At 64.4% G+C, this 17,962-nt stretch carries 15 protein-coding genes and 1 pseudogene; 9 read left to right on the top strand and 7 right to left on the bottom strand.

Annotated features, from left to right (window positions below):
• Positions 1-73: 73 nt before the first annotated feature.
• Entirely contained in the window at positions 74-304 is a 231-nt protein-coding gene (locus LB555_RS11875) for a hypothetical protein (protein WP_224682937.1), read from the top strand.
• Here LB555_RS11875 and LB555_RS11870 read toward each other — a convergent pair.
• Entirely contained in the window at positions 291-1,103 is an 813-nt protein-coding gene (locus tag LB555_RS11870) for a glycosyltransferase family 25 protein (RefSeq protein ID WP_224682936.1), read from the bottom strand. The two genes, LB555_RS11875 and LB555_RS11870, sit on opposite strands and share 14 nt — an antisense overlap.
• 202 nt (positions 1,104-1,305) lie before the next feature.
• On the opposite strand from LB555_RS11870, the gene LB555_RS11865 reads away from it, so the two are divergent.
• The 3 genes from LB555_RS11865 to LB555_RS11855 all read left to right on the top strand — a co-directional run bounded on the left by LB555_RS11865 (position 1,306) and on the right by LB555_RS11855 (position 5,197).
• The gene (locus LB555_RS11865) at positions 1,306-3,819 is read left to right on the top strand and encodes a heavy metal translocating P-type ATPase (RefSeq protein WP_224682935.1); all 2,514 of its coding nucleotides are present in this window, start codon (positions 1,306-1,308) and stop codon (positions 3,817-3,819) included.
• Between the two features lie 42 nt (positions 3,820-3,861).
• Positions 3,862-4,254 (top strand): DUF305 domain-containing protein, encoded by a 393-nt coding sequence (locus LB555_RS11860; protein ID WP_140614900.1) that lies wholly within the window; start codon positions 3,862-3,864, stop codon positions 4,252-4,254.
• Between the two features lie 97 nt (positions 4,255-4,351).
• A complete protein-coding gene (locus LB555_RS11855; protein WP_140614899.1) occupies positions 4,352-5,197 on the top strand; it encodes an aldo/keto reductase in 846 nt (281 codons plus the stop codon).
• Here the strand turns inward: LB555_RS11855 and mutS are convergent, their stop codons facing one another.
• Positions 5,198-7,930, bottom strand: coding sequence for a DNA mismatch repair protein MutS (gene mutS, locus LB555_RS11850; protein ID WP_224682934.1), 2,733 nt, complete (start codon positions 7,928-7,930; stop codon positions 5,198-5,200).
• A gap of 160 nt (positions 7,931-8,090) precedes the next feature.
• Here mutS and LB555_RS11845 point away from each other — a divergent pair, with 160 nt between their 5' ends.
• Together LB555_RS11845 and LB555_RS11840 are read left to right on the top strand one after the other, a co-directional pair.
• Positions 8,091-9,284 (top strand): glycosyltransferase, encoded by a 1,194-nt coding sequence (locus tag LB555_RS11845; protein WP_224682933.1) that lies wholly within the window; start codon positions 8,091-8,093, stop codon positions 9,282-9,284.
• 132 nt (positions 9,285-9,416) lie between these two features.
• Positions 9,417-11,696, top strand: coding sequence for an NADP-dependent malic enzyme (locus tag LB555_RS11840; protein WP_224682932.1), 2,280 nt, complete (start codon positions 9,417-9,419; stop codon positions 11,694-11,696).
• A 24-nt stretch (positions 11,697-11,720) separates the two neighbouring features.
• Here LB555_RS11840 and LB555_RS11835 read toward each other — a convergent pair whose 3' ends face one another.
• Complete coding sequence (locus LB555_RS11835) at positions 11,721-12,032, bottom strand: hypothetical protein (RefSeq protein WP_224682931.1); 312 nt, start codon at positions 12,030-12,032, stop codon at positions 11,721-11,723.
• A gap of 8 nt (positions 12,033-12,040) precedes the next feature.
• Between LB555_RS11835 and LB555_RS11830 the strand changes: the two are divergent.
• Positions 12,041-12,160 (top strand): annotated as a pseudogene (locus LB555_RS11830) (arginase family protein); the annotation flags it as partial.
• 13 nt (positions 12,161-12,173) lie between these two features.
• Here LB555_RS11830 and LB555_RS11825 read toward each other — a convergent pair.
• Both LB555_RS11825 and LB555_RS11820 read right to left on the bottom strand, forming a co-directional pair.
• The gene (locus LB555_RS11825) at positions 12,174-12,890 is read right to left on the bottom strand and encodes an antitoxin Xre/MbcA/ParS toxin-binding domain-containing protein (RefSeq protein WP_140660543.1); all 717 of its coding nucleotides are present in this window, start codon (positions 12,888-12,890) and stop codon (positions 12,174-12,176) included.
• A 271-nt stretch (positions 12,891-13,161) separates the two neighbouring features.
• Entirely contained in the window at positions 13,162-14,154 is a 993-nt protein-coding gene (locus tag LB555_RS11820; RefSeq protein ID WP_224682930.1) for an adenosine kinase, read from the bottom strand.
• Between the two features lie 199 nt (positions 14,155-14,353).
• On the opposite strand from LB555_RS11820, the gene LB555_RS11815 reads away from it, so the two are divergent.
• A complete protein-coding gene (locus tag LB555_RS11815) occupies positions 14,354-15,256 on the top strand; it encodes a DMT family transporter (RefSeq protein ID WP_224682929.1) in 903 nt (300 codons plus the stop codon).
• Positions 15,257-15,376: 120 nt separating this feature from the next.
• On the top strand, positions 15,377-16,087 hold the full coding sequence (locus LB555_RS11810) for a sulfate transporter family protein (protein WP_140714222.1): 711 nt from the start codon (positions 15,377-15,379) through the stop codon (positions 16,085-16,087).
• 6 nt (positions 16,088-16,093) lie between these two features.
• Here the strand turns inward: LB555_RS11810 and LB555_RS11805 are convergent, their stop codons facing one another.
• Positions 16,094-17,092 carry a proline racemase family protein gene (locus tag LB555_RS11805; protein WP_224584282.1) on the bottom strand — a complete coding sequence of 333 codons (999 nt, stop codon included), beginning with the start codon at positions 17,090-17,092 and terminating at the stop codon, positions 16,094-16,096.
• 15 nt (positions 17,093-17,107) lie between these two features.
• Positions 17,108-17,911, bottom strand: a complete 804-nt coding sequence (locus tag LB555_RS11800; RefSeq protein WP_140614891.1) for an isocitrate lyase/phosphoenolpyruvate mutase family protein — start codon at positions 17,909-17,911, stop codon at positions 17,108-17,110.
• Positions 17,912-17,962: the final 51 nt, after the last annotated feature.

The following is a 17,962-nucleotide window of genomic DNA, read 5'->3' as shown; positions in this document are numbered from 1 at the left end:
TAGCACATGCGGAACCAGAGTCTTTTATTTATGAGAAGGACTTGGTTTTTTGTCAATAAACAGGGAAACACGGATGTTTACCATCGCCTGGCTGGAATCACTATCGATATTTTGGATAGAGCAGGATTCAATTTCTGTGTCCGCTCGCCACACGGCAAGGTGGAAGCAACGCGAAGCTTTATATTTATCTTGGCAGGCTTTGGAGCTTCCTGCCATAGATGTCGGTCGGGCTTGCCTTCGGGCGGAGCTCAAGCGCATTCCTGCGGCGCCGGATATGGACTTGGCGGCCGTCAGGCAAGATTAGTCGGCTTCCCAGTCGTCTCGAAGGGGACAACGATGTGTCGCCGGCCTCTGCAGAAGCCGAGAACCCACCGCACTGTCCGTCCGCCTTCGCTCATAATTCTTTCAGCCGCCGGCCTTCTGCGTTTCGCGACAAGCTCATTGCCGGTTCTTGCGGCATCCCGCTCCTCCCCAAGCAGGCTTGGCAGTCGGTCGCTGACGAACTGGTCCTGCACACACAGCGCAGGGACGAGCTGGTAGATCGTCTTGCTGGACGAGACTCCGAACGCCGGGGTGAAAAGTAGATCGTCGGCGGTGATATTGATCGTTTCGGTCGCTTCGAGGAGATCGCGCGCGGCCTGTCTGGAGATGATGTAACCCCCGGTCCCCGGATGGTTCTTGTAGAGCCTGAACGCGGAAAAACCATGACCGGTGGCGATCCTTCGTCGGTGAATGAGGGTCTTCTTGAAGTACGTTTCCAATTTGACAATGTCGGCATCTGGCGGAATCCAGCCGTCGTCAGCAAGCAACGGACCGGCCTTTGCTGAAAAAACCACGTCGTCCTCGAAGATGGCGCCGTAGCGAGCCTCGTCCTGCGCCAGCATCGTCCAGCAGACGCGGTGGCTGTGCAGGCAGGCGACCTCGCTGGCCAACAAACGCCGGGACGCATAAATCGGATGTTGCGGTTGCTGCCCGAGTTCAGGGTGGCTACGTGCATCGACCGCCGCAACGCGTTGGAACGCGACGCCGATCCGGGCGAACTCTGCACTTATGTGTGCAAGTCGGTCCGGGGACCGATCTAGGTTTATGACCAGGCACTTCATTGTCGACAAAGGTCCAGCGGGATGGGCGGCGAACGATATATTAGAAGCGGCGCGCTTTTTAGTGTGGGCGCGCGGTTGTGTACAGTTTTCGCCATTTGGTCAATCCGCTGGGTTCGGAGAACCGAATTCAAAACAGCCCTTGACCTTCCAGTTACTGGAAGCACTACCTCTGCCTCGAAGCAGGTGCATCGAGGCATTAGAAATGACGCATTCAGATCACGATCATCACACGCATGGCGCTCATGGCGGCTGCTGCGCGGCAAAGGGCACGGGCGGAGATTCGGATGCGGTTCTGCGCGATCCGGTCTGCGGCATGACGGTGGAGCCGCCCACCGGCAAGCCGACATTCGAGCATGGCGGCCGCCTCTATCATTTTTGCAGCGAGCGCTGCCATTCGAAGTTCCAGGCCGAGCCGGACCGCTACCGGACCGCCGTCGACCCTGTCTGCGGCATGATCGTCGACCGCGCCGACGCCAGGTATTTCGTCCGCCATGAAGGCCAGGGCTTCTATTTCTGTTCCGCCGGCTGCAAGGCGAAGTTCGAGGCAGCGCCGCAAACCTATCTCGGCGACAGGCCGGCGCCGGCGCCGATGCCCAAGGGCACGCAATACACTTGCCCCATGCATCCGCAGATCATCCGCGACAAGCCCGGCTCCTGCCCGATCTGCGGCATGGCGCTCGAGCCCATGGGCGTGCCGACGGGCGATGAAGGGCCGAATCCCGAACTGGTCGACTTCACCAGACGCCTCTGGGTGAGCGCGGTGCTGTCGGTCCCGCTGCTGATCGTCGCCATGGCGCCGATGATAGGCCTGTCGCTTGAGGGCCTGGTCGAGGAGCGCGCGAAGGTCTGGATCGAACTGGTCCTGGCGAGCCCGGTGGTGCTGTGGGCCGCTTTCCCGTTTTTCCATCGCGGCTGGGACTCGATCCTCAACCGCAGCCCTAACATGTGGACGCTGCTTTCGCTGGGTGTCGCCGCCGCCTATCTCTACAGCGTCATGGCCACGCTCTTCCCGGACATATTTCCGCATCAGTTTCGCGGCCATGGCGGTGCGGTGCCGGTCTATTTCGAGGCGGCCGCCGTCATCGTCGCGCTGGTCTTCCTCGGCCAGGTGCTGGAACTGCGCGCCCGCGAGAAGACCGGATCGGCGATCCGAGCTTTGCTCGACCTCGCGCCGAAGACCGCGCGGCGGGTCGCCGAGGACGGCGCCGAGATCGATGTCGGGCTGGACGAGGTCAAGACCGGCGATCGCCTGCGCATCCGTCCCGGCGATGCCGTCCCGGTCGACGGCACGGTGCTCGAAGGCCGCTCCTCCATCGATGAATCGATGATTACGGGCGAGCCCTTGCCAGTCGAGAAGGCCGAAGGCGACGCCTTGACCGGCGGCACGCTCAACAAGAATGGCTCGCTGATCATGCGCGCCGAACGGATCGGCGCCGAGACGACGCTGTCGCGCATCGTCGAACTCGTCGCCAAGGCACAGCGCTCGCGCGCCCCGATCCAAGGCCTGGCCGACCGCGTTTCCTTCTACTTTGTCCCGACCGTCGTCCTGGTCGCGATCGCCGCATTCGTCGCCTGGGCGATCTTCGGCCCCGAGCCCAGCCTGATCTTCGCCATCGTCTCGGCGGTTTCGGTGCTGATCATCGCCTGTCCCTGTGCGCTGGGTCTCGCCACACCGATGTCCATCATGACCGCGACCGGGCGCGGCGCGCATGCCGGCGTGCTGATCAAGGAAGCCGCCGCGCTCGAGCGCTTCGCCTCCGTCGACACGCTGATCGTCGACAAGACCGGCACGCTGACCGAGGGCCGGCCGAAATTGACCGATGTCGTGGCTGCCAGCGGCTTTTCCGAGGACGAATTGCTGAGATGCGCCGCGGCCCTGGAAAAAGGGTCGGAGCATCCGCTGGCCGAGGCCATCGTCGACGGAGCCGGCCAGCGCGGCGTGAAGATCGCCGAGGCCGGCAGCTTCGAGGCGGTTACCGGCAAAGGCGTTTCCGGCACGGTGTCGGACAAGAAGGTCGCGCTCGGCAATGCCGCGATGATGGCCGATCTCGCCATCGACGTTTCCGGGGCCCTGGCCAGGGTGGAAGCCTTGCAGGGCGATGGCAAGACGGTGATGTTCGTCGCTGTCGACGGCAAGCTGGCCGGCATAGTCGCCGTCGCCGATCCGGTCAAGGCGACCACGGCCGAGGCGATCAAGGCGCTGCATGGCAGCGGGCTGCGGATCATCATGGCGACCGGCGACAATGAGCGCACGGCCAGGGCGATCGCTGGACATCTCGGCATAGACGAGGTTCGGGCAGGTCTGTTGCCGGAACAGAAGGCAGCGCTGGTCGAGGAACTGCGCGGCAAGGGTGCCGCGGTCGCCATGGCCGGCGACGGCGTCAACGATGCGCCCGCGCTTGCCGCCGCCGATGTCGGCATCGCCATGGGAACGGGCGCCGATGTCGCGGTCGAAAGCGCCGGCATCACCTTGGTCAAGGGCGACCTCAACGGCATCGTCCGCGCCCGAACCCTGGCGCAGGCCACCATCGGCAACATCCGGCAGAACCTGTTCTTCGCCTTCCTTTACAATGTGCTTGGCGTGCCGGTCGCGGCCGGCGTGCTTTATCCGCTCACCGGCACGCTTCTGTCGCCGATGCTGGCGGCGGCGGCGATGAGCCTGTCCTCGGTTTCCGTGATCGCAAACGCATTGCGCCTGAGAACGTTGAAACTCTGAGATTAACCCCAGATACGAAACCCAACCGACAGGAGACCATGAATGACCTTGGCTAAAAAACTCGTGCTGCTGCTGATGGCCGCCGGAATGCTGCTTGCCGTTTTCCTCGAAAGCGTGCCGGCGCAGAGCGAGGAGATGAAGCACGACATGGGTGCCATGGCCATGGGGGCGGAAAGCCCTTCCACGGCGGGCTACAAGGCGGCGATGGACAAGATGCATACCGACATGATGGCCTCCCAATATACCGGCAACGCCGATGTCGATTTCGTCCGCGGCATGATCCCGCATCATCAGGGGGCGATCGACATGGCCAAGGTCGAACTGGCCAACGGCAAGGATCCGGAAATCCGCAAACTCGCCGAAAACGTCATCGCCGCGCAGGAAGCCGAAATCAAGCAGATGCAGGACTGGCTCGCCGCCCATCCGGTGAAGTAAGGCATCAACGGCGGCGACCGGAGAACCCGAGCTCCATCCTGGATTTCTCCGTATGCTTGTGATGCCATGCGCCTCGATCGCTTACCCAGGAGCCCCCATGCCCACGACGACAAGAACCACCAAGCTGCCTTCGGGCGAAGCCGTCCAGGTGCTGGGACAGGGCACCTGGAAAATGGGCGAGGATGCCCGCCGTCGAGCCGGGGAGGTCAATGCCTTGAAGCTTGGGCTGGACCTCGGCATGACGCTGATCGACACCGCCGAAATGTATGCCAGCGGCGGCGCCGAGGAGGTGGTGGCCGAAGCCATCGCCGGCCGGCGCGAAGAACTCTTTCTCGTCTCCAAGGTGCTGCCGTCCAATGCTTCGCGCACCGGCGTGCCGGCGGCTTGCGAGAAAAGCCTGAAGCGGCTGCGCACCGACCGCATCGATCTCTATCTCCTGCACTGGCCGGGCAGCGTGCCTTTGGGCGAGACGGTCGAGGCCTTCGAGGCGTTGAAGAAGGCCGGCAAGATCCGCCACTGGGGCGTCAGCAATTTCGATACCGATGAAATGGAAGAGCTCACCGGTTTGCGCTCGGGCGGCAATGTCCAGACCAATCAGGTGCTCTACAATCTGATCCGGCGCGGCCCCGAATTCGACCTTGCACCATGGAGCCGCCAGCGCGGCATTCCGCTGATGGCCTATTCGCCGGTGGAGCAGGGTGCTTTGGCGCGCAACAGCAGGCTTGACGCCATCGCCGCCCGTCACAATGCGACCCCTGCGCAAATCGCCTTGGCCTGGGTGATGCATCAGGACGGCGTTATCGCCATTCCCAAGGCCAGCAGCCAGGAGCACGTCCGCCAGAATTTTGCCGCGCTGGACATAAAGCTTACGGCCGATGACCTCGCCGATCTCGACCGTGCATTCCCCCCACCGACGCGCAAGCGCGGACTGGAAATGATCTGACTATTTCCCCGCCAGCCCCTTCAGCCGGTAAAGCGCCTCCAGCGCTTCCTTGGGGGTCATCTCGTCGGGATTGATCTCACCGAGTGCCGCGCCCAGCGCGTCGCTCTTCACCGGCTTTGGCGCTTCCCGTTTCATCGCCACCGAAAACAGCGGCAGGTCGTCGACCAGCCGGTTGGCCTTGCCGGAAACCTCGCCTTCCTCAAGCTGATGCAGAACTTCCTTCGCGCGGCCCACCACCGCTTCCGGCAAGCCGGCAAGGCGGGCTACCTGGACGCCGTAGGAGCGGTCGGCGGCACCCTTGCCGACCTCGTGCAGGAAAACGACGTCGCCTTCCCACTCCTTGACCCGCATGGTGACGTTGGAAAGCCGCGCCAGCTTGCCGGCGAGCGACGTCATTTCGTGGAAGTGGGTGGCGAAGATCGCCCGGCAGCGGTTCTTCTCGTGCAGATACTCCACCGCCGCCCAGGCAATCGACAGCCCGTCGAAGGTGGCGGTGCCGCGGCCGATCTCGTCGAGGATCACCAGCGCCCGTTCGCCGGCCTGGTTGAGGATCGCCGCCGTCTCCACCATCTCGACCATGAAGGTCGAGCGGCCGCGCGCCAGGTCGTCCGACGCGCCGACGCGTGAGAACAGCCGGTCGACAACGCCGATATGGGCCGATGTCGCCGGCACGAAGGAGCCGGTCTGGGCCAGGATGGCGATCAGCGCGTTCTGCCGCAGGAACGTCGACTTGCCACCCATGTTGGGGCCGGTCAGCAGCCAGATCGCGCCGTTCTTGGCATTGCCCTCCGGCGAGAGGTCGCAATCGTTGGCGACGAATGGGCCTTCGCCCGAACGGCGCAGCGCCTGTTCGACCACCGGATGCCGCCCGCCTGAAATCTCGAAGGCAAGGCTGGAATCCACCACCGGCCGGCACCAGGCCTCGCTTTCCGACAGAAGCGCAAGCGCTGCCGACACGTCGAGCACGGCGAGCGCGTCGGCGCCGGCGCGGATCGCCTCGGCCGCGTCGACCGCTTCCGCCGTCAGCGCATCGAAGGCGGCCAGTTCGATGCTCAGTGCCCGGTCGGCGGCATTGGCGATCTTGGTCTCGAGCTCGGCGAGTTCGGTCGTGGTGAAACGCATGGCGTTGGCCATGGTCTGGCGGTGAATAAAGCGCGCCTTGGCGCCATCGCTGCCAGTCATGACGGCGTGATGATTGGCCGTCACCTCGATGTAGTAACCCAGCACATTGTTGTGCCGGATCTTCAGGGAGCGGATGCCGGTTTCCTCGATCAGCGACCGCTCCAGTCCGGCAATCACTTTTCGCGACTCGTCGCGCAACGCCCGCATCTCGTCGAGGTCCGGGTGGTAGCCGCCGCGAACGAAGCCGCCGTCGCGTTTGAGCAGCGGCAGTTCCTCGCCGAGCGCCTGGGTGAGATGTTGGGCAAGCGCCTTGGGCAGCGCCTTGATCGCGGCCATCGCGCCGGCCAACTCCTGGGGCAGGGCGGTCGCGGCAAAGGTTTCGGCGATGGCACCGGCCGCCTCGAAACCAGCGCGAAGCGCGCCGAGATCGCGTGGCCCGCCCCGGTTGAGCGCCAGCCTGGACAGGGCGCGCGGCATGTCGGCGACGCTCTTCAGGCTCATCCGCACCGCCTGGCAAAGCCTGACCTCGGAGCGGAAGAACGAGACGGAGTCCAGCCGCGCGCCGATGGCCGCCGGGTCGGTCAGCGGCGCCATCAGCCGGTCGGCGAGCAACCTTGCGCCGCCGCCGGTCACCGTGCGGTCGATCGCCTTGAACAGCGAACCCTCGCGGCTGCCGGACAGCGTACGCAGCAGTTCGAGATTGCCGCGCGTCGCCGGATCGATGAACAGGGTCGAGCCCTGCTCCTCGCGCTCGGGCCGCGACAGCGGCGGCCGCTCGGCCTTTTGCGTTTTCTCGACATAGGCGATGGCGCCTGAGATCGCCGACAATTCGGCGCGCGAAAACGTGCCGAAACTGTCCGGTGTCGCCACCTCGAAGAAACGCGCGATCCGCCCCGTGGCCGAGGCCGAATCGAACAGGCTCGGCGGCTGTGGGCTGGCGACACGGCCGAGCACGTCGAACACCGGCTTCAGGTCGGGATCATGGAACACCGGCTCGGCGACGATGAGTTCGCGCGGATCGACACGGAAGATGTCGGCCAGCAGCCGGTCGGCGGTGGTCTCGGCGACGCGGAAAGCACCAGTCGAGATGTCGATCCAGGCAATTGCAAAGCTGTGCTCGCTGCCGCCCTTCACCCGACCCAACGCCATCAGATAACTCGATTCCGACGGCGCCAGCAGTTTGTCCTCGGTGATGGTTCCCGGCGTCACCAGCCGCACCACGTCGCGGCGCACGACCGATTTGGAGCCGCGCTTCTTGGCCTCGGCCGGATCCTCGATCTGCTCGCAGACGGCAACGCGGAAGCCTTGGCTGATCAGCTTCTGCAAATAGTCGTCGGCCGCATGCACCGGCACGCCGCACATTGGAATGTCGTGGCCCTGATGCTTGCCGCGTTTGGTGAGCACGATGCCCAGCGCCCGGCTCGCCTTCTCGGCATCGTCGAAGAACAGCTCGTAGAAATCGCCCATGCGGTAAAACAGCAACGAATCCGGGTTGGCCGCCTTGATCTCGATGAACTGCTCCATCATCGGCGTGACGGCGGCAACGCCGGGCTGCGGCGGCGTCATCGCCTCGGGGGCGGCGTCGGGCTCGTTCGGGCTGTGCATGTTCATGGCGCGGCACGCTAGCAGATGTGATAGCGGGGTTTAATGCCGGACCATCGAAAAGCAGGGGAAGACCGCGAGCCGTCTTCATGGAACGGCTGTTCAGCTGCATTGCCCGACGCGGCGATCGCGAATATCTGTCATCTTGGGCGATAATGGCGGGGGCGTCATGGACAGAGACGGGCACGAAACGTTCGAGGAGATGGTGGGACCGATCGACTCGGCGCTCGAGCGCTTCTGGCTCAATGCTGCTCGGCAGGCCGGCCAAAGTGTAGGCAATCTGAAGCAGCTGGCGGCCAATCGGCTTCCTTTCATCCTTCCGACTACCGGCCCTTTCTCCGGCCTCGACGGAAGCATCCGGGTAGCTGTCCATGTCCTCAGTCATGATCCGCTGGTGATCTACACGCCGATCGGCGGGGCACGGCCGCTCAGCTCGATCGTGGCGATCGCCCGGCGCTTAGCGTCGCGTCGCGCCGCCTTTCTGATGATGCCTAACTGGACACTCGAGCGGCCGCGTCTCATCCCAAAGCTCGCCAGCGACCTCGCCTGGCACCGCGAGCGGTTTCCAGCTCATGAGTTGATTTTTCTCTGCAACACCGAGGAAGAGCGCCGTCTGGTCACCACCGTCGGAGGAACCGCGATCTTCTCCAACCACAATCTGATGGTCAGCGAGGACATCTTTCGGCCCTTGCCGGATGTCCCCGTCGAGTTCGACGCGGTCTATAATGCTCGCATCTCGCACACCAAGCGCCACCACCTCGCCTTCGATATCGAAAGGCTCGCCCACATTACCTTTTCGATCGGCGAGCTGCCGCGGGTCGGCAACCGTGCCTTCATCCGGCGCTTGCAGGCGCAATCGCTGCTGCATCATATCGCCAACCCGATCATCGATGGCCTGACTGGCTGGCTGCCGCCGCAGGAGATCAATCGCGTCTACAACCAGGCCGCGGTTGGTCTCTGTCTGTCGGCGGCGGAAGGAGCGATGCGCTCCAGCATGGAATATCTGATGGCGGGGTTGCCGGTGGTGAGCACGCCCAGCCTTGGCGGCCGGGACGTCTTTTTCGATCCGGACTATTGCATCATCGCCGAGCCCGATCCGGCGGCGATCCGGCGCGCGGTCGAGACGTTGCGCGACCGCGCCATTCCCCGCGATGAGATTCGCAACCGCACGCTGGCCAAGGTGCGGGCTCAACGGCAGGAACTCACAGTGTTCCTATCCGACCTGTTGAAGAGGATGGGAAGCAGCCAACCGCCGCTGTCGCAATGGCCGTTTCCCGAAATTGGGCTGCTGCGGCGCTGGGCGGCGGTGCGCCGGCACGCGAATGAAATCACGGCATTAAGGAGGCGGCCAAACGGCTTCTGACCGGCCGTTTCCGCTTTGAAGCAGCTTTGCCCAGCTTCGTGGTTTACACGCGGCGGCCCGTGGTCTTAATTCGCAAGCACACAGGTACCCGCTTCAAGGAGGTGCCGCACCGGCGAGGAAATCAAAAGCATCATGGCCAGGAAAACCGAGAACAACGGTCCGTCCGTCAGCGCGCAGGAAGCGCTCGAATTCCACGCCATGGGTCGGCCCGGCAAGCTGGAGATCGTCGCCACCAAGCCGATGACGACGCAGCGCGATCTCAGCCTCGCCTATTCGCCAGGCGTGGCAGTGCCCGTGCGCGCCATCGCCGAGGACCCATCCAGGGCCTTCGATTACACGACGCGCGGCAACATGGTCGCCGTCATCTCAAACGGCACCGCCATTCTTGGCCTCGGCAATCTCGGCGCGCTGGCCTCCAAGCCGGTGATGGAAGGCAAGGCGGTGCTGTTCAAGCGCTTCGCCGATGTCGATTCCATCGACCTCGAGGTCGACACCGAGGACGCCGACGAGTTCATCAACTGCGTGCGCTTCCTCGGTCCGTCCTTCGGCGGCATCAACCTGGAGGACATCAAGGCGCCGGAGTGCTTCATCATCGAACAGCGCCTGCGCGAACTGATGGACATTCCGGTCTTCCATGACGACCAGCACGGCACCGCCATCATCTCGGCCGCCGGTCTGATCAACGCGCTGGAAATAACCGGCCGCGACATGAAGACCACGAAGCTGGTCTGCAACGGTGCGGGCGCGGCCGGCATCGCCTGTATCGAGCTGATGAAGGCGATGGGTTTTTCGCCCGAAAACATTATCCTGTGCGACACAAAGGGGGTTGTCTTCCAGGGCCGCACCGAGGGCATGAACCAGTGGAAATCGGCGCATGCGGTCAAGACGGAGGCGCGTTCCCTGGCCGAAGCGCTGGACGGCGCCGACGTCTTCCTCGGGCTTTCGGCCAAGGGGGCGCTGACCACCACCATGGTGCAGTCAATGGCCAAGAACCCGATCATCTTCGCCATGGCCAACCCCGATCCCGAGATCACCCCGGAGGAAGTTGCCGAGATCCGCACCGACGCCATCATGGCCACCGGGCGGTCGGATTACGCCAACCAGGTCAACAACGTGCTCGGCTTTCCCTACATCTTCCGCGGTGCGCTGGATGTCAGGGCCACCACCATCAATGACGACATGAAGATCGCCGCCGCCCGCGCGCTAGCCGAACTGGCGCGCCAGGACGTGCCCGACGACGTCGCCGCGGCCTATCAGGGCAACCGGCCGAAATTCGGCCCCAACTACATCATTCCGGTACCGTTCGACCCGCGCCTGATCTCGGCCATCCCGATCGCCGTGGCCAAGGCGGCAATGGATTCGGGCGTCGCCCGCAAGCCGATCCTCGATCTCGACCGTTACGCGCAGGAGCTTTCCGCCCGCCGCGACCCGATCGCCTCGACGCTGCAGCGCATCTACGACCGCGTGCGCCGCCAGCCCAAGCGCATCGTCTTCGCCGAGGGCGAGGAGGAGCAGGTGATGCGCGCCGCCGTCTCCTACGTGAACCAGCGGCTCGGCACCGCCATCCTGCTCGGTCGCGACGACGTCATCAAGGAGAACGCCAGGCACGCTGGCATCGACCTGAACAAGCAAGGCATCGAGATCATCAATGCGCGCCTGTCGCGCCGCAATTCGATCTACACCGACTATCTCTACGAGCGCATGCAGCGCAAAGGCTTCCTGTTCCGCGACTGCCAGCGGCTGATCAACAATGACCGCAACCATTTCGCCGCCTGCATGGTGGCGCTGGGCGACGCCGACGGCATCGTCACCGGCGTGACCCGCAACTATTCGACCGCGCTCGACGACATCAGGCGCGTCATCGACGCCAAGCCCGGTCACCGCGTCATCGGCGTCTCGATCGTGCTCGCGCGCGGCAAGACGGTGCTCGTCGCCGACACCGCCGTGCACGACATGCCCAACGCCGAGCAGATCGCCGACATCGCCGAGGAAGCGGCGGGCTTCGCGCGCCGCATGGGCTACGAGCCAAGGCTCGCCATGCTTGCCTATTCCACTTTCGGCCATCCACAGGGCGAACGTTCCGAGCGCGTCCAGGAAGCCGTGCGCATCCTCGACAAGCGCCGCGTCGATTTCGAATATGACGGCGAAATGGCCGCCGACGTCGCGCTCAACGCCCGCGCCATGGCGCAATACCCGTTCATAAGGCTGACCGGTCCGGCCAACGTCCTGATCATGCCGGCTTTCCACTCGGCCTCCATCTCGACCAAGATGCTGCAGGAACTGGGCGGCTCGACCGTCATCGGCCCGCTGCTGGTCGGCCTGAACAAGCCGGTGCAGATCGTGTCGCTGAATGCCAAGGACAGCGATATCGTCAACATGGCGGCGATCGCCGCCTATACGGCGGGGGCTTGAGGGGCTTCCCCCGTGTTGGACGCCTCACGCCAGCCGCATCACCTGCTTGTGGCTGGCGATCTCCGACAGCAGCCAATCCCGGAACAGCCTGACGCTGATTGAAATGCGGTTGCCCGGCTTCTGCCACAGGCAGTAGCTCTGTGGAATTGCGTGGCGGATCGTGAAGGGCGCGACCAGCTGGCCGCTGGCCAGCAGGTCCTCGACCATGATGTTGTCGGCCAGCGCCACGCCGCCGCCATTGACGGCCTCACGGACGGCAAGCGCCGGGTCGTGGAAGATCGGGCTCGCGTCTGACCTTCGACATCGATTGCCTCGACCCGGCCTATCTCCCGGCACGGGCACTCATTGTCGGCGCCGACGTTGTGGAGGTGGCGCCCGCCTATGACCACGCCGATGTCACGTCGCTTGCCGGGGCGGCGGTGCTGCAGCACTATCTCGGCCTGCTCGCGGAACGAAAGGGCTGACAGCGCGCCGACTTCACCCCGGCGCGAACGCCCGCGCCGCCTCCACTACTTCCTCCGCCTGGTCCTGCCGCAGCAGGTCGATGGGAATACGCCCATCAAGGTGCGCCGCTGGACGGGTCAGCCACAGCCATGCGAGTCTCGGATTGCCGATCAGCTCCAGCACGTCGCTTATGCCCGCGACCGGCCTACCATCGACGAACTGCGCCAGCGGGAAGACGTGCTTGCGGCCACCCTTGCGCAGAGCGATGACGTCGCCGCGCCTCTGCCAGCGGTGCAAGGTGGAGCGGGCGATGCGCAGGTTCTCTTCCAGATAGGTCGAGCCGGCGACGCGTCCGGCCCAGTCCTCGATCAGCATCGATTCGAGGTCGTCGGACTGGGGAAGCGCGGCAACTGTTTCAGCCTCTGCCGACAGCGTCGTGGCGGTCATGGCGCCGGCTTCGCCGCGGCGTGCGGCTTCCGCCGCCAGCGCCCGCACGAATTTCTGGGCCAGGCCCGGAAGGTCGGCATGGATGGCGTCGATGGCGCGCTGGTGCTTGGGCGACAGCAAGGTGACGGCGGACGCTATCGAGCCGGCGATCTTGCCGACCGAGACCATTGTGGGGCCGTTGATGGCTTCGTCATAGTGGGCAAGCGCACGCTCGACCCTTTCCGCCACCATGTCGGCGAAATCGTCCTGCGTGATGCCGGTCGTCTTGGTCTGGAATGTCGTCTTGGTCTGAAATCTTGTCATGCATCTGTTTTCTGGCCGCGCGCTCTCCTCCCTTGGCCGCGGCCGGTTGTTGAACGGTTACGGCGGAAAGTGGAAAGTGCGACGGCAACAGATGCAGCGACCCGACAGGTTGCTGTCCTGCATTGCTTCACACCCCGATTAGCATGTCGAAATGTCAGTCACGGCACGCTCGCATTTGCGTGTAGGGGCGGTATGTGACAACTGCGCGACGATGAGAAGCGGTCCGCGCTTGCCTCCTTTCCCCAACAGCGGGCGAAGAGAAAGGGCGTTGTTACAGCAACCCCGCCCGCTCGGCCTCTTTGCGCAGATTCTGCCTTGGCCTAGGGCCGATCTGCTGGATCACCAATCCGGCCGCCAGTGAGCCAAGATCGCCGCAAGTCTGGAGGTCGCGTCCCTGTGTGTAGCCATGCAGGAAACCGGCGGCGTAGAGATCGCCGGCGCCCGTCGTGTCGACCAGTTCCTTGATGGCGGTCGCCTGGATGACCACGGTCTCGTCGCCACGCACGATAACCGAGCCCCTTTCGGAGCGGGTAACCGCCGCGATCTTGCAATCCTTGCGGATCCGCGCCAGCGCTTCGTCGAACGACGACGTCTGATAAAGCGACTTGATCTCGTGGCTGTTGGCAAAAACGATATCGACCGTGCCCGAACGCATCAGGTCTAGGAACTCGTCGCGGTAACGGTCGACGCAGAACGAATCCGACAAGGTCATCGATACTTCGCGACCGGCAGCGTGCGCCAGTTTCGCCGTCTGCCGGATCGCTTCCTTGGCGCGCGGCGGGTCCCACAGATAACCCTCGAAATAGGTTACCTTGGCGCCGGACGCCTTGTCGGCTTCGACATCTTCCGGGCCGAGTTCGACGCAGGCGCCGAGATAGGTGTTCATCGAGCGCTCGCCGTCGGGCGTGACGAAGATCATCGAACGCGCCGTCGGCGGCTCGCCCTGGAGCGGCTTGGTGTCGAAGGCGACACCCTGCGCGTGGATGTCGTGCGCGTAGATTTCGCCCAGCGCATCGCTGGAGACCTTGCCGAAGAAGGCGGCGCCTCCGCCAAACGAGGCAACACCGGCCGCTGTGTTGCCGGCGCTGCCGCCGGAGGCCTCGATAGCCGGGCCCATGCGGCTGTAGAGCAATTCGGCGCGCTGCGTGTCGATGAGATTCATCGCGCCCTTGATGATGCCGTTGGTCTCGAGGAATTCTTCCTCGCACTGGGCGATGATGTCGACAATCGCATTGCCGATGCAAAGCACGTCATAATCCGGCATCAATGTCTCCGCCAAAAACCCGGGCCGGCTTCTTGCCATGCCCGCGCGGGTCTACAGCATGACCCTGAAAACTGGCAACCGATTTTCTGTCCTTGCCGCGCCAGCCAGGCGCTACGACAATTCGACCGTGGCCGAAACATCTCGTCGCGATGTCGCCTACATCTGCGCCTGTTCAATCACGGTCCGAAGGCGCGAGCCCATGCCTGCCAAAAGCAACACGACCATCGACCTGGCATTGCTCGGCGTGCTGGCGGTGCTTTGGGGAGCCTCCTATACCTTCATCAAGATCGGCGTAGAGACCATCCCGCCCATCACCTTCATCGCGGCCCGCACCCTGATCGCCGGCGCCATCCTGTTCGCCATTATCCGCTGGCGCGGGCTTGCCATGCCGGGCGATGCGGCAAGCTGGCGCCGCTTCGCCTTCCAGGCCTGCCTCAACAGCGTCGTCCCGTTCACGCTGATCGCCGCGGCCGAGCGTTCGGTCGACGCCGGCCTTGCCACCATCCTCAACGCCACCTCGCCGATCTTCACCTTCCTGCTGACGGCGCTTATCACCCGTCATGAGCCGGTGACCGTGCGCAAGCTGGTCGGCGTTGGCGCCGGCATCGCCGGCATCTGCCTCATCGTCGGCACGCAGGCGCTTGGCGGCATCGGCCACCAGCTCTGGGCACAGATCGCCATCGTCGCGGCAACCGTGTGCTATGCGGGCGCCGCCATTTTCGGCCGAGGCTTCAAGGGCCTCGATCCGATGCTTCCCGCCGCCGGTTCGATGCTGTGCGGCGCTGTCATGCTGGTACCGCTCAGCCTGGCGGTCGACCAGCCATGGACGCTGGCGCCTTCGACGGCTTCCATCCTTGCCCTGCTCGGCCTGTCCGTGTTTTCGACGGCACTGGCTTTCGTCATCTATTTCCGCCTGATCCACACGCTGGGTTCGGTCGGCACCACGTCTCAGGCCTATCTGCGGGTGCCGATCGGCGTCGGCATCGGCGCCGTCTTCCTCGGCGAAAGCCTGGGGCCCACGGCCTGGCTCGGCATGGGGTTTGTCGTCGCCGGCGTGGCGGCCATGACCATACCGGTTCGTAAGCCGGGCTTAGCCCGATAGGCAGATCTGGGGAACATACGAAGGCAAGCAACGGCCCGCGCTTGTGCTCGCGGGCCGCACCGCCTATCTCGGAGGCGTCCTGCCTTGTGGCTGTGTCCGCTGACCTGGGGGTGAAGCACGGTGATTTTCGACGCTGCCCGCATCGCGGCCCTTGAGCTGCTCTCGCCTCCGTTTCGCGCCGTGTTCATCAAGACGCTCGGCCTGACCCTGCTGGCGTTGGTCGCCCTGTGGTTCGGCTTGACCAGCCTTGTCGAATGGCTTGCCCTGCCGTGGCTGCAAACATTGTTGCCCGGCATGCCGTCCTGGGCCGGCTGGTTGGGCGGCATCGTCGCGGCCATCGCGCTGGCCTTCGGCATGGCGCTTCTGATCGCACCGGTCACGGCGGTGATCGCCGGCCTGTTCCTCGACGATGTCGCCGAAGTGGTCGAGCGCACCGATTATCCCGGCGACCCGGCCGGACGCGCCATGCCGGTATTGCGCTCGCTGGTGCTGGCGATAAAATTCTTCGGCGTCGTCATCCTGGGCAACGTCGTGGCGCTGATGCTCCTGCTGGTGCCGGGCATCAACATCGCCGCCTTCTTCATCGTCAACGGCTACCTGCTCGGACGCGAATTCTTCGAATTCGCCGCCATGCGCTTTCGCGGGGAAGAAGAGGCCCGGGCCCTGCGCAGGCAGTATGCCGGTACGGTGTTTCTCTCCGGGCTGGTTGTCGCGGCCTTCCTCGCCGTGCCGCTGCTCAACCTGCTGACGCCGCTCTTCGCCGCCGCCATGATGGTGCATCTGCACAAGGCGATCTCGGCGCGGGAAGTCGCACGCGCGTCGCGGCGCTAAATCTCTTCAGCGTAGCAGAAATCCCCGCCCCAACTCGTCGTCCGGCTCGACAATGAATTCGGCTCGTCCGGAATAATAGGCACGGCCGCCGACGCGGGCGACGATCGCTTCATGCGGGCCGGCCTGCGCTGCTCGCGCCACCGCCCCGGAAAAGCGCGAGCCGGCGATGCTCTCGAACGTTCGCGTCTGCCCCACGGCGATCTCGCCCTTGGCATGCATGGCCGCCAGCCGGGCGGTGACGCCGGAACCGGTCGGCGAGCGGTCGACCTCCGCCTCGGCGAAGACGCAGACATTCCTGGTGGCCTCTCCGGAAAAGGCGTCCTTTCCATCGGTCAGGATGGTGCCATAGAGGAAGGCGAGGTCATCATGATCGGGATGCGACAGCGGAAACTCGGCCTTCAGCCGGTTCGTCAGCGTGGTTGCCGCGTCGACGAAATCGCGCACGCGGTCGCGGCCGAACTCCAAGCCGAATTGATGACAGTCGGCCAGCGCGTAAAAGGCGCCGCCATAGGCGATATCGAAACCGACCTTGCCATAGCCTGTCAGCTCGATCTGTCGATCGCCGGCGAACAGGAACGCCGGCACGCTCTCGAACGACACCGCGCCGGCCTTGCCATCGTTGACCGCGACCGAGGCGACGACCAGGCCGCACGGCGCCTCGATGTTCACGGTGGTGAACGGCTCCTGCTTCGCCACCAGCCCTTGATCGACGGCGTAGCGGCCGAGCGCGACGATGGCGTGGCCGCACATGGTCGAATAGCCCTCATTGTGCATGAACAGCACCGCGAGGTCGGCGCCGGGCAAATCGGGCTCGACCAGCAAAGCGCCATACATGTCATAGTGGCCGCGCGGCTCGAAGATCAGCAACTTGCGCAAATGGTCGAGATTGTCCCGCACATAGGCGCGCTTCTCAAGAATGGTGGCCTTGGGGATAGCGGGATAACCGCCCGTGACGATCCGTAGCGGCTCGCCACCCGTATGCATGTCGACAACGGTAAGGTTCATGCGGCCGAACCCATCCTAGCCCTGGGATTTGCCGAACAGCGCCTGCAGCTTGCCGAACGGCATGGCGGCGCGGGTGAAGCCGAACGTGCCGTCCTGCTGGATCTCGCGCGCCGCCGTCTCCAGCATGCCGTAGGCGAAATTGGTCAGCCATGGCCCAAGCGAAATCCGCTTGGCACCGGCCATGGCGAGGTCGGCGATGGTGAAGCCGGGCCTCGCCATGACATTGACCGGCTTGCCGACCGACGAACACAAGGTCCGCACCATCTCGACATCGCCGATACCAGGTGCATAGAGCACGTCGGCGCCGGCTTTTTCGAACGCCTGCAGCCGCTTGATCGTGTCGTCGAGATCGGACTTGCCCCAGAGGAAATTCTCGGCCCGCGCCGTGAAGACAAAGTCGCGCTTCAGCGCCCGCGCCGCCTCCACCGCTGCGGCGACGCGCTCCACCGCGTGCGAAAACTCGTAGATGGGCTTTTCAGGATCGCCGGTGTGATCCTCGATCGAGCAGCCGGCAAGCCCGGCCGCTTCCGCCGCGAAAATGGTTTCGGCGGCCTGCTCGGCGCTGTCCCCCTTGCCCTTCTCGAGATCGGCCGAGACCGGCAGGTCGGTCGCGCCCGTCACCTCGCGGCAATGATGGATCATCTGGTCGAAGGTCACGGCCCCATCCGGCAGGCCGCGCGAAAAGGCAAAGCCGGCGCTGGTGGTGGCCAGTGCCTTGAAGCCGAAGGATCCGAGCAGCTTCGTCGTGCCCGGATCCCAGGGATTGGGCATGACGAAGGTCGAGGCATGCAGGTCGCGAAAAATCTTGCCCTTGTCCATGAATGCTCCCCCATAACGAGTGTTGGGGCGGATGCTACCGCGCTGTTTGCT

The sequence above is a fragment of the Mesorhizobium sp. BR-1-1-10 genome, assembly GCF_020165595.1.
Classification (GTDB): domain Bacteria; phylum Pseudomonadota; class Alphaproteobacteria; order Rhizobiales; family Rhizobiaceae; genus Mesorhizobium; species Mesorhizobium australicum.
Note: the sequence above shows the minus strand (reverse complement) of the source record. Positions and strands in the feature narration are given on the sequence as shown.

Bases quoted from the DNA above. Each gene is read 5' to 3' on its own strand.
- LB555_RS11875 (WP_224682937.1), top strand. From the start codon at position 74: ATGTTTACCATCGCCTGGCTGGAATCACTATCGATATTTTGGATAGAG.
- LB555_RS11870 (WP_224682936.1), bottom strand. From the start codon at position 1,103: ATGAAGTGCCTGGTCATAAACCTAGATCGGTCCCCGGACCGACTTGCA.
- LB555_RS11865 (WP_224682935.1), top strand. From the start codon at position 1,306: ATGACGCATTCAGATCACGATCATCACACGCATGGCGCTCATGGCGGC.
- LB555_RS11860 (WP_140614900.1), top strand. From the start codon at position 3,862: ATGACCTTGGCTAAAAAACTCGTGCTGCTGCTGATGGCCGCCGGAATG.
- LB555_RS11855 (WP_140614899.1), top strand. From the start codon at position 4,352: ATGCCCACGACGACAAGAACCACCAAGCTGCCTTCGGGCGAAGCCGTC.
- mutS (WP_224682934.1), bottom strand. From the start codon at position 7,930: ATGAACATGCACAGCCCGAACGAGCCCGACGCCGCCCCCGAGGCGATG.
- LB555_RS11845 (WP_224682933.1), top strand. From the start codon at position 8,091: ATGGACAGAGACGGGCACGAAACGTTCGAGGAGATGGTGGGACCGATC.
- LB555_RS11840 (WP_224682932.1), top strand. From the start codon at position 9,417: ATGGCCAGGAAAACCGAGAACAACGGTCCGTCCGTCAGCGCGCAGGAA.
- LB555_RS11825 (WP_140660543.1), bottom strand. From the start codon at position 12,890: ATGACAAGATTTCAGACCAAGACGACATTCCAGACCAAGACGACCGGC.
- LB555_RS11820 (WP_224682930.1), bottom strand. From the start codon at position 14,154: ATGCCGGATTATGACGTGCTTTGCATCGGCAATGCGATTGTCGACATC.
- LB555_RS11815 (WP_224682929.1), top strand. From the start codon at position 14,354: ATGCCTGCCAAAAGCAACACGACCATCGACCTGGCATTGCTCGGCGTG.
- LB555_RS11805 (WP_224584282.1), bottom strand. From the start codon at position 17,092: ATGAACCTTACCGTTGTCGACATGCATACGGGTGGCGAGCCGCTACGG.
- LB555_RS11800 (WP_140614891.1), bottom strand. From the start codon at position 17,911: ATGGACAAGGGCAAGATTTTTCGCGACCTGCATGCCTCGACCTTCGTC.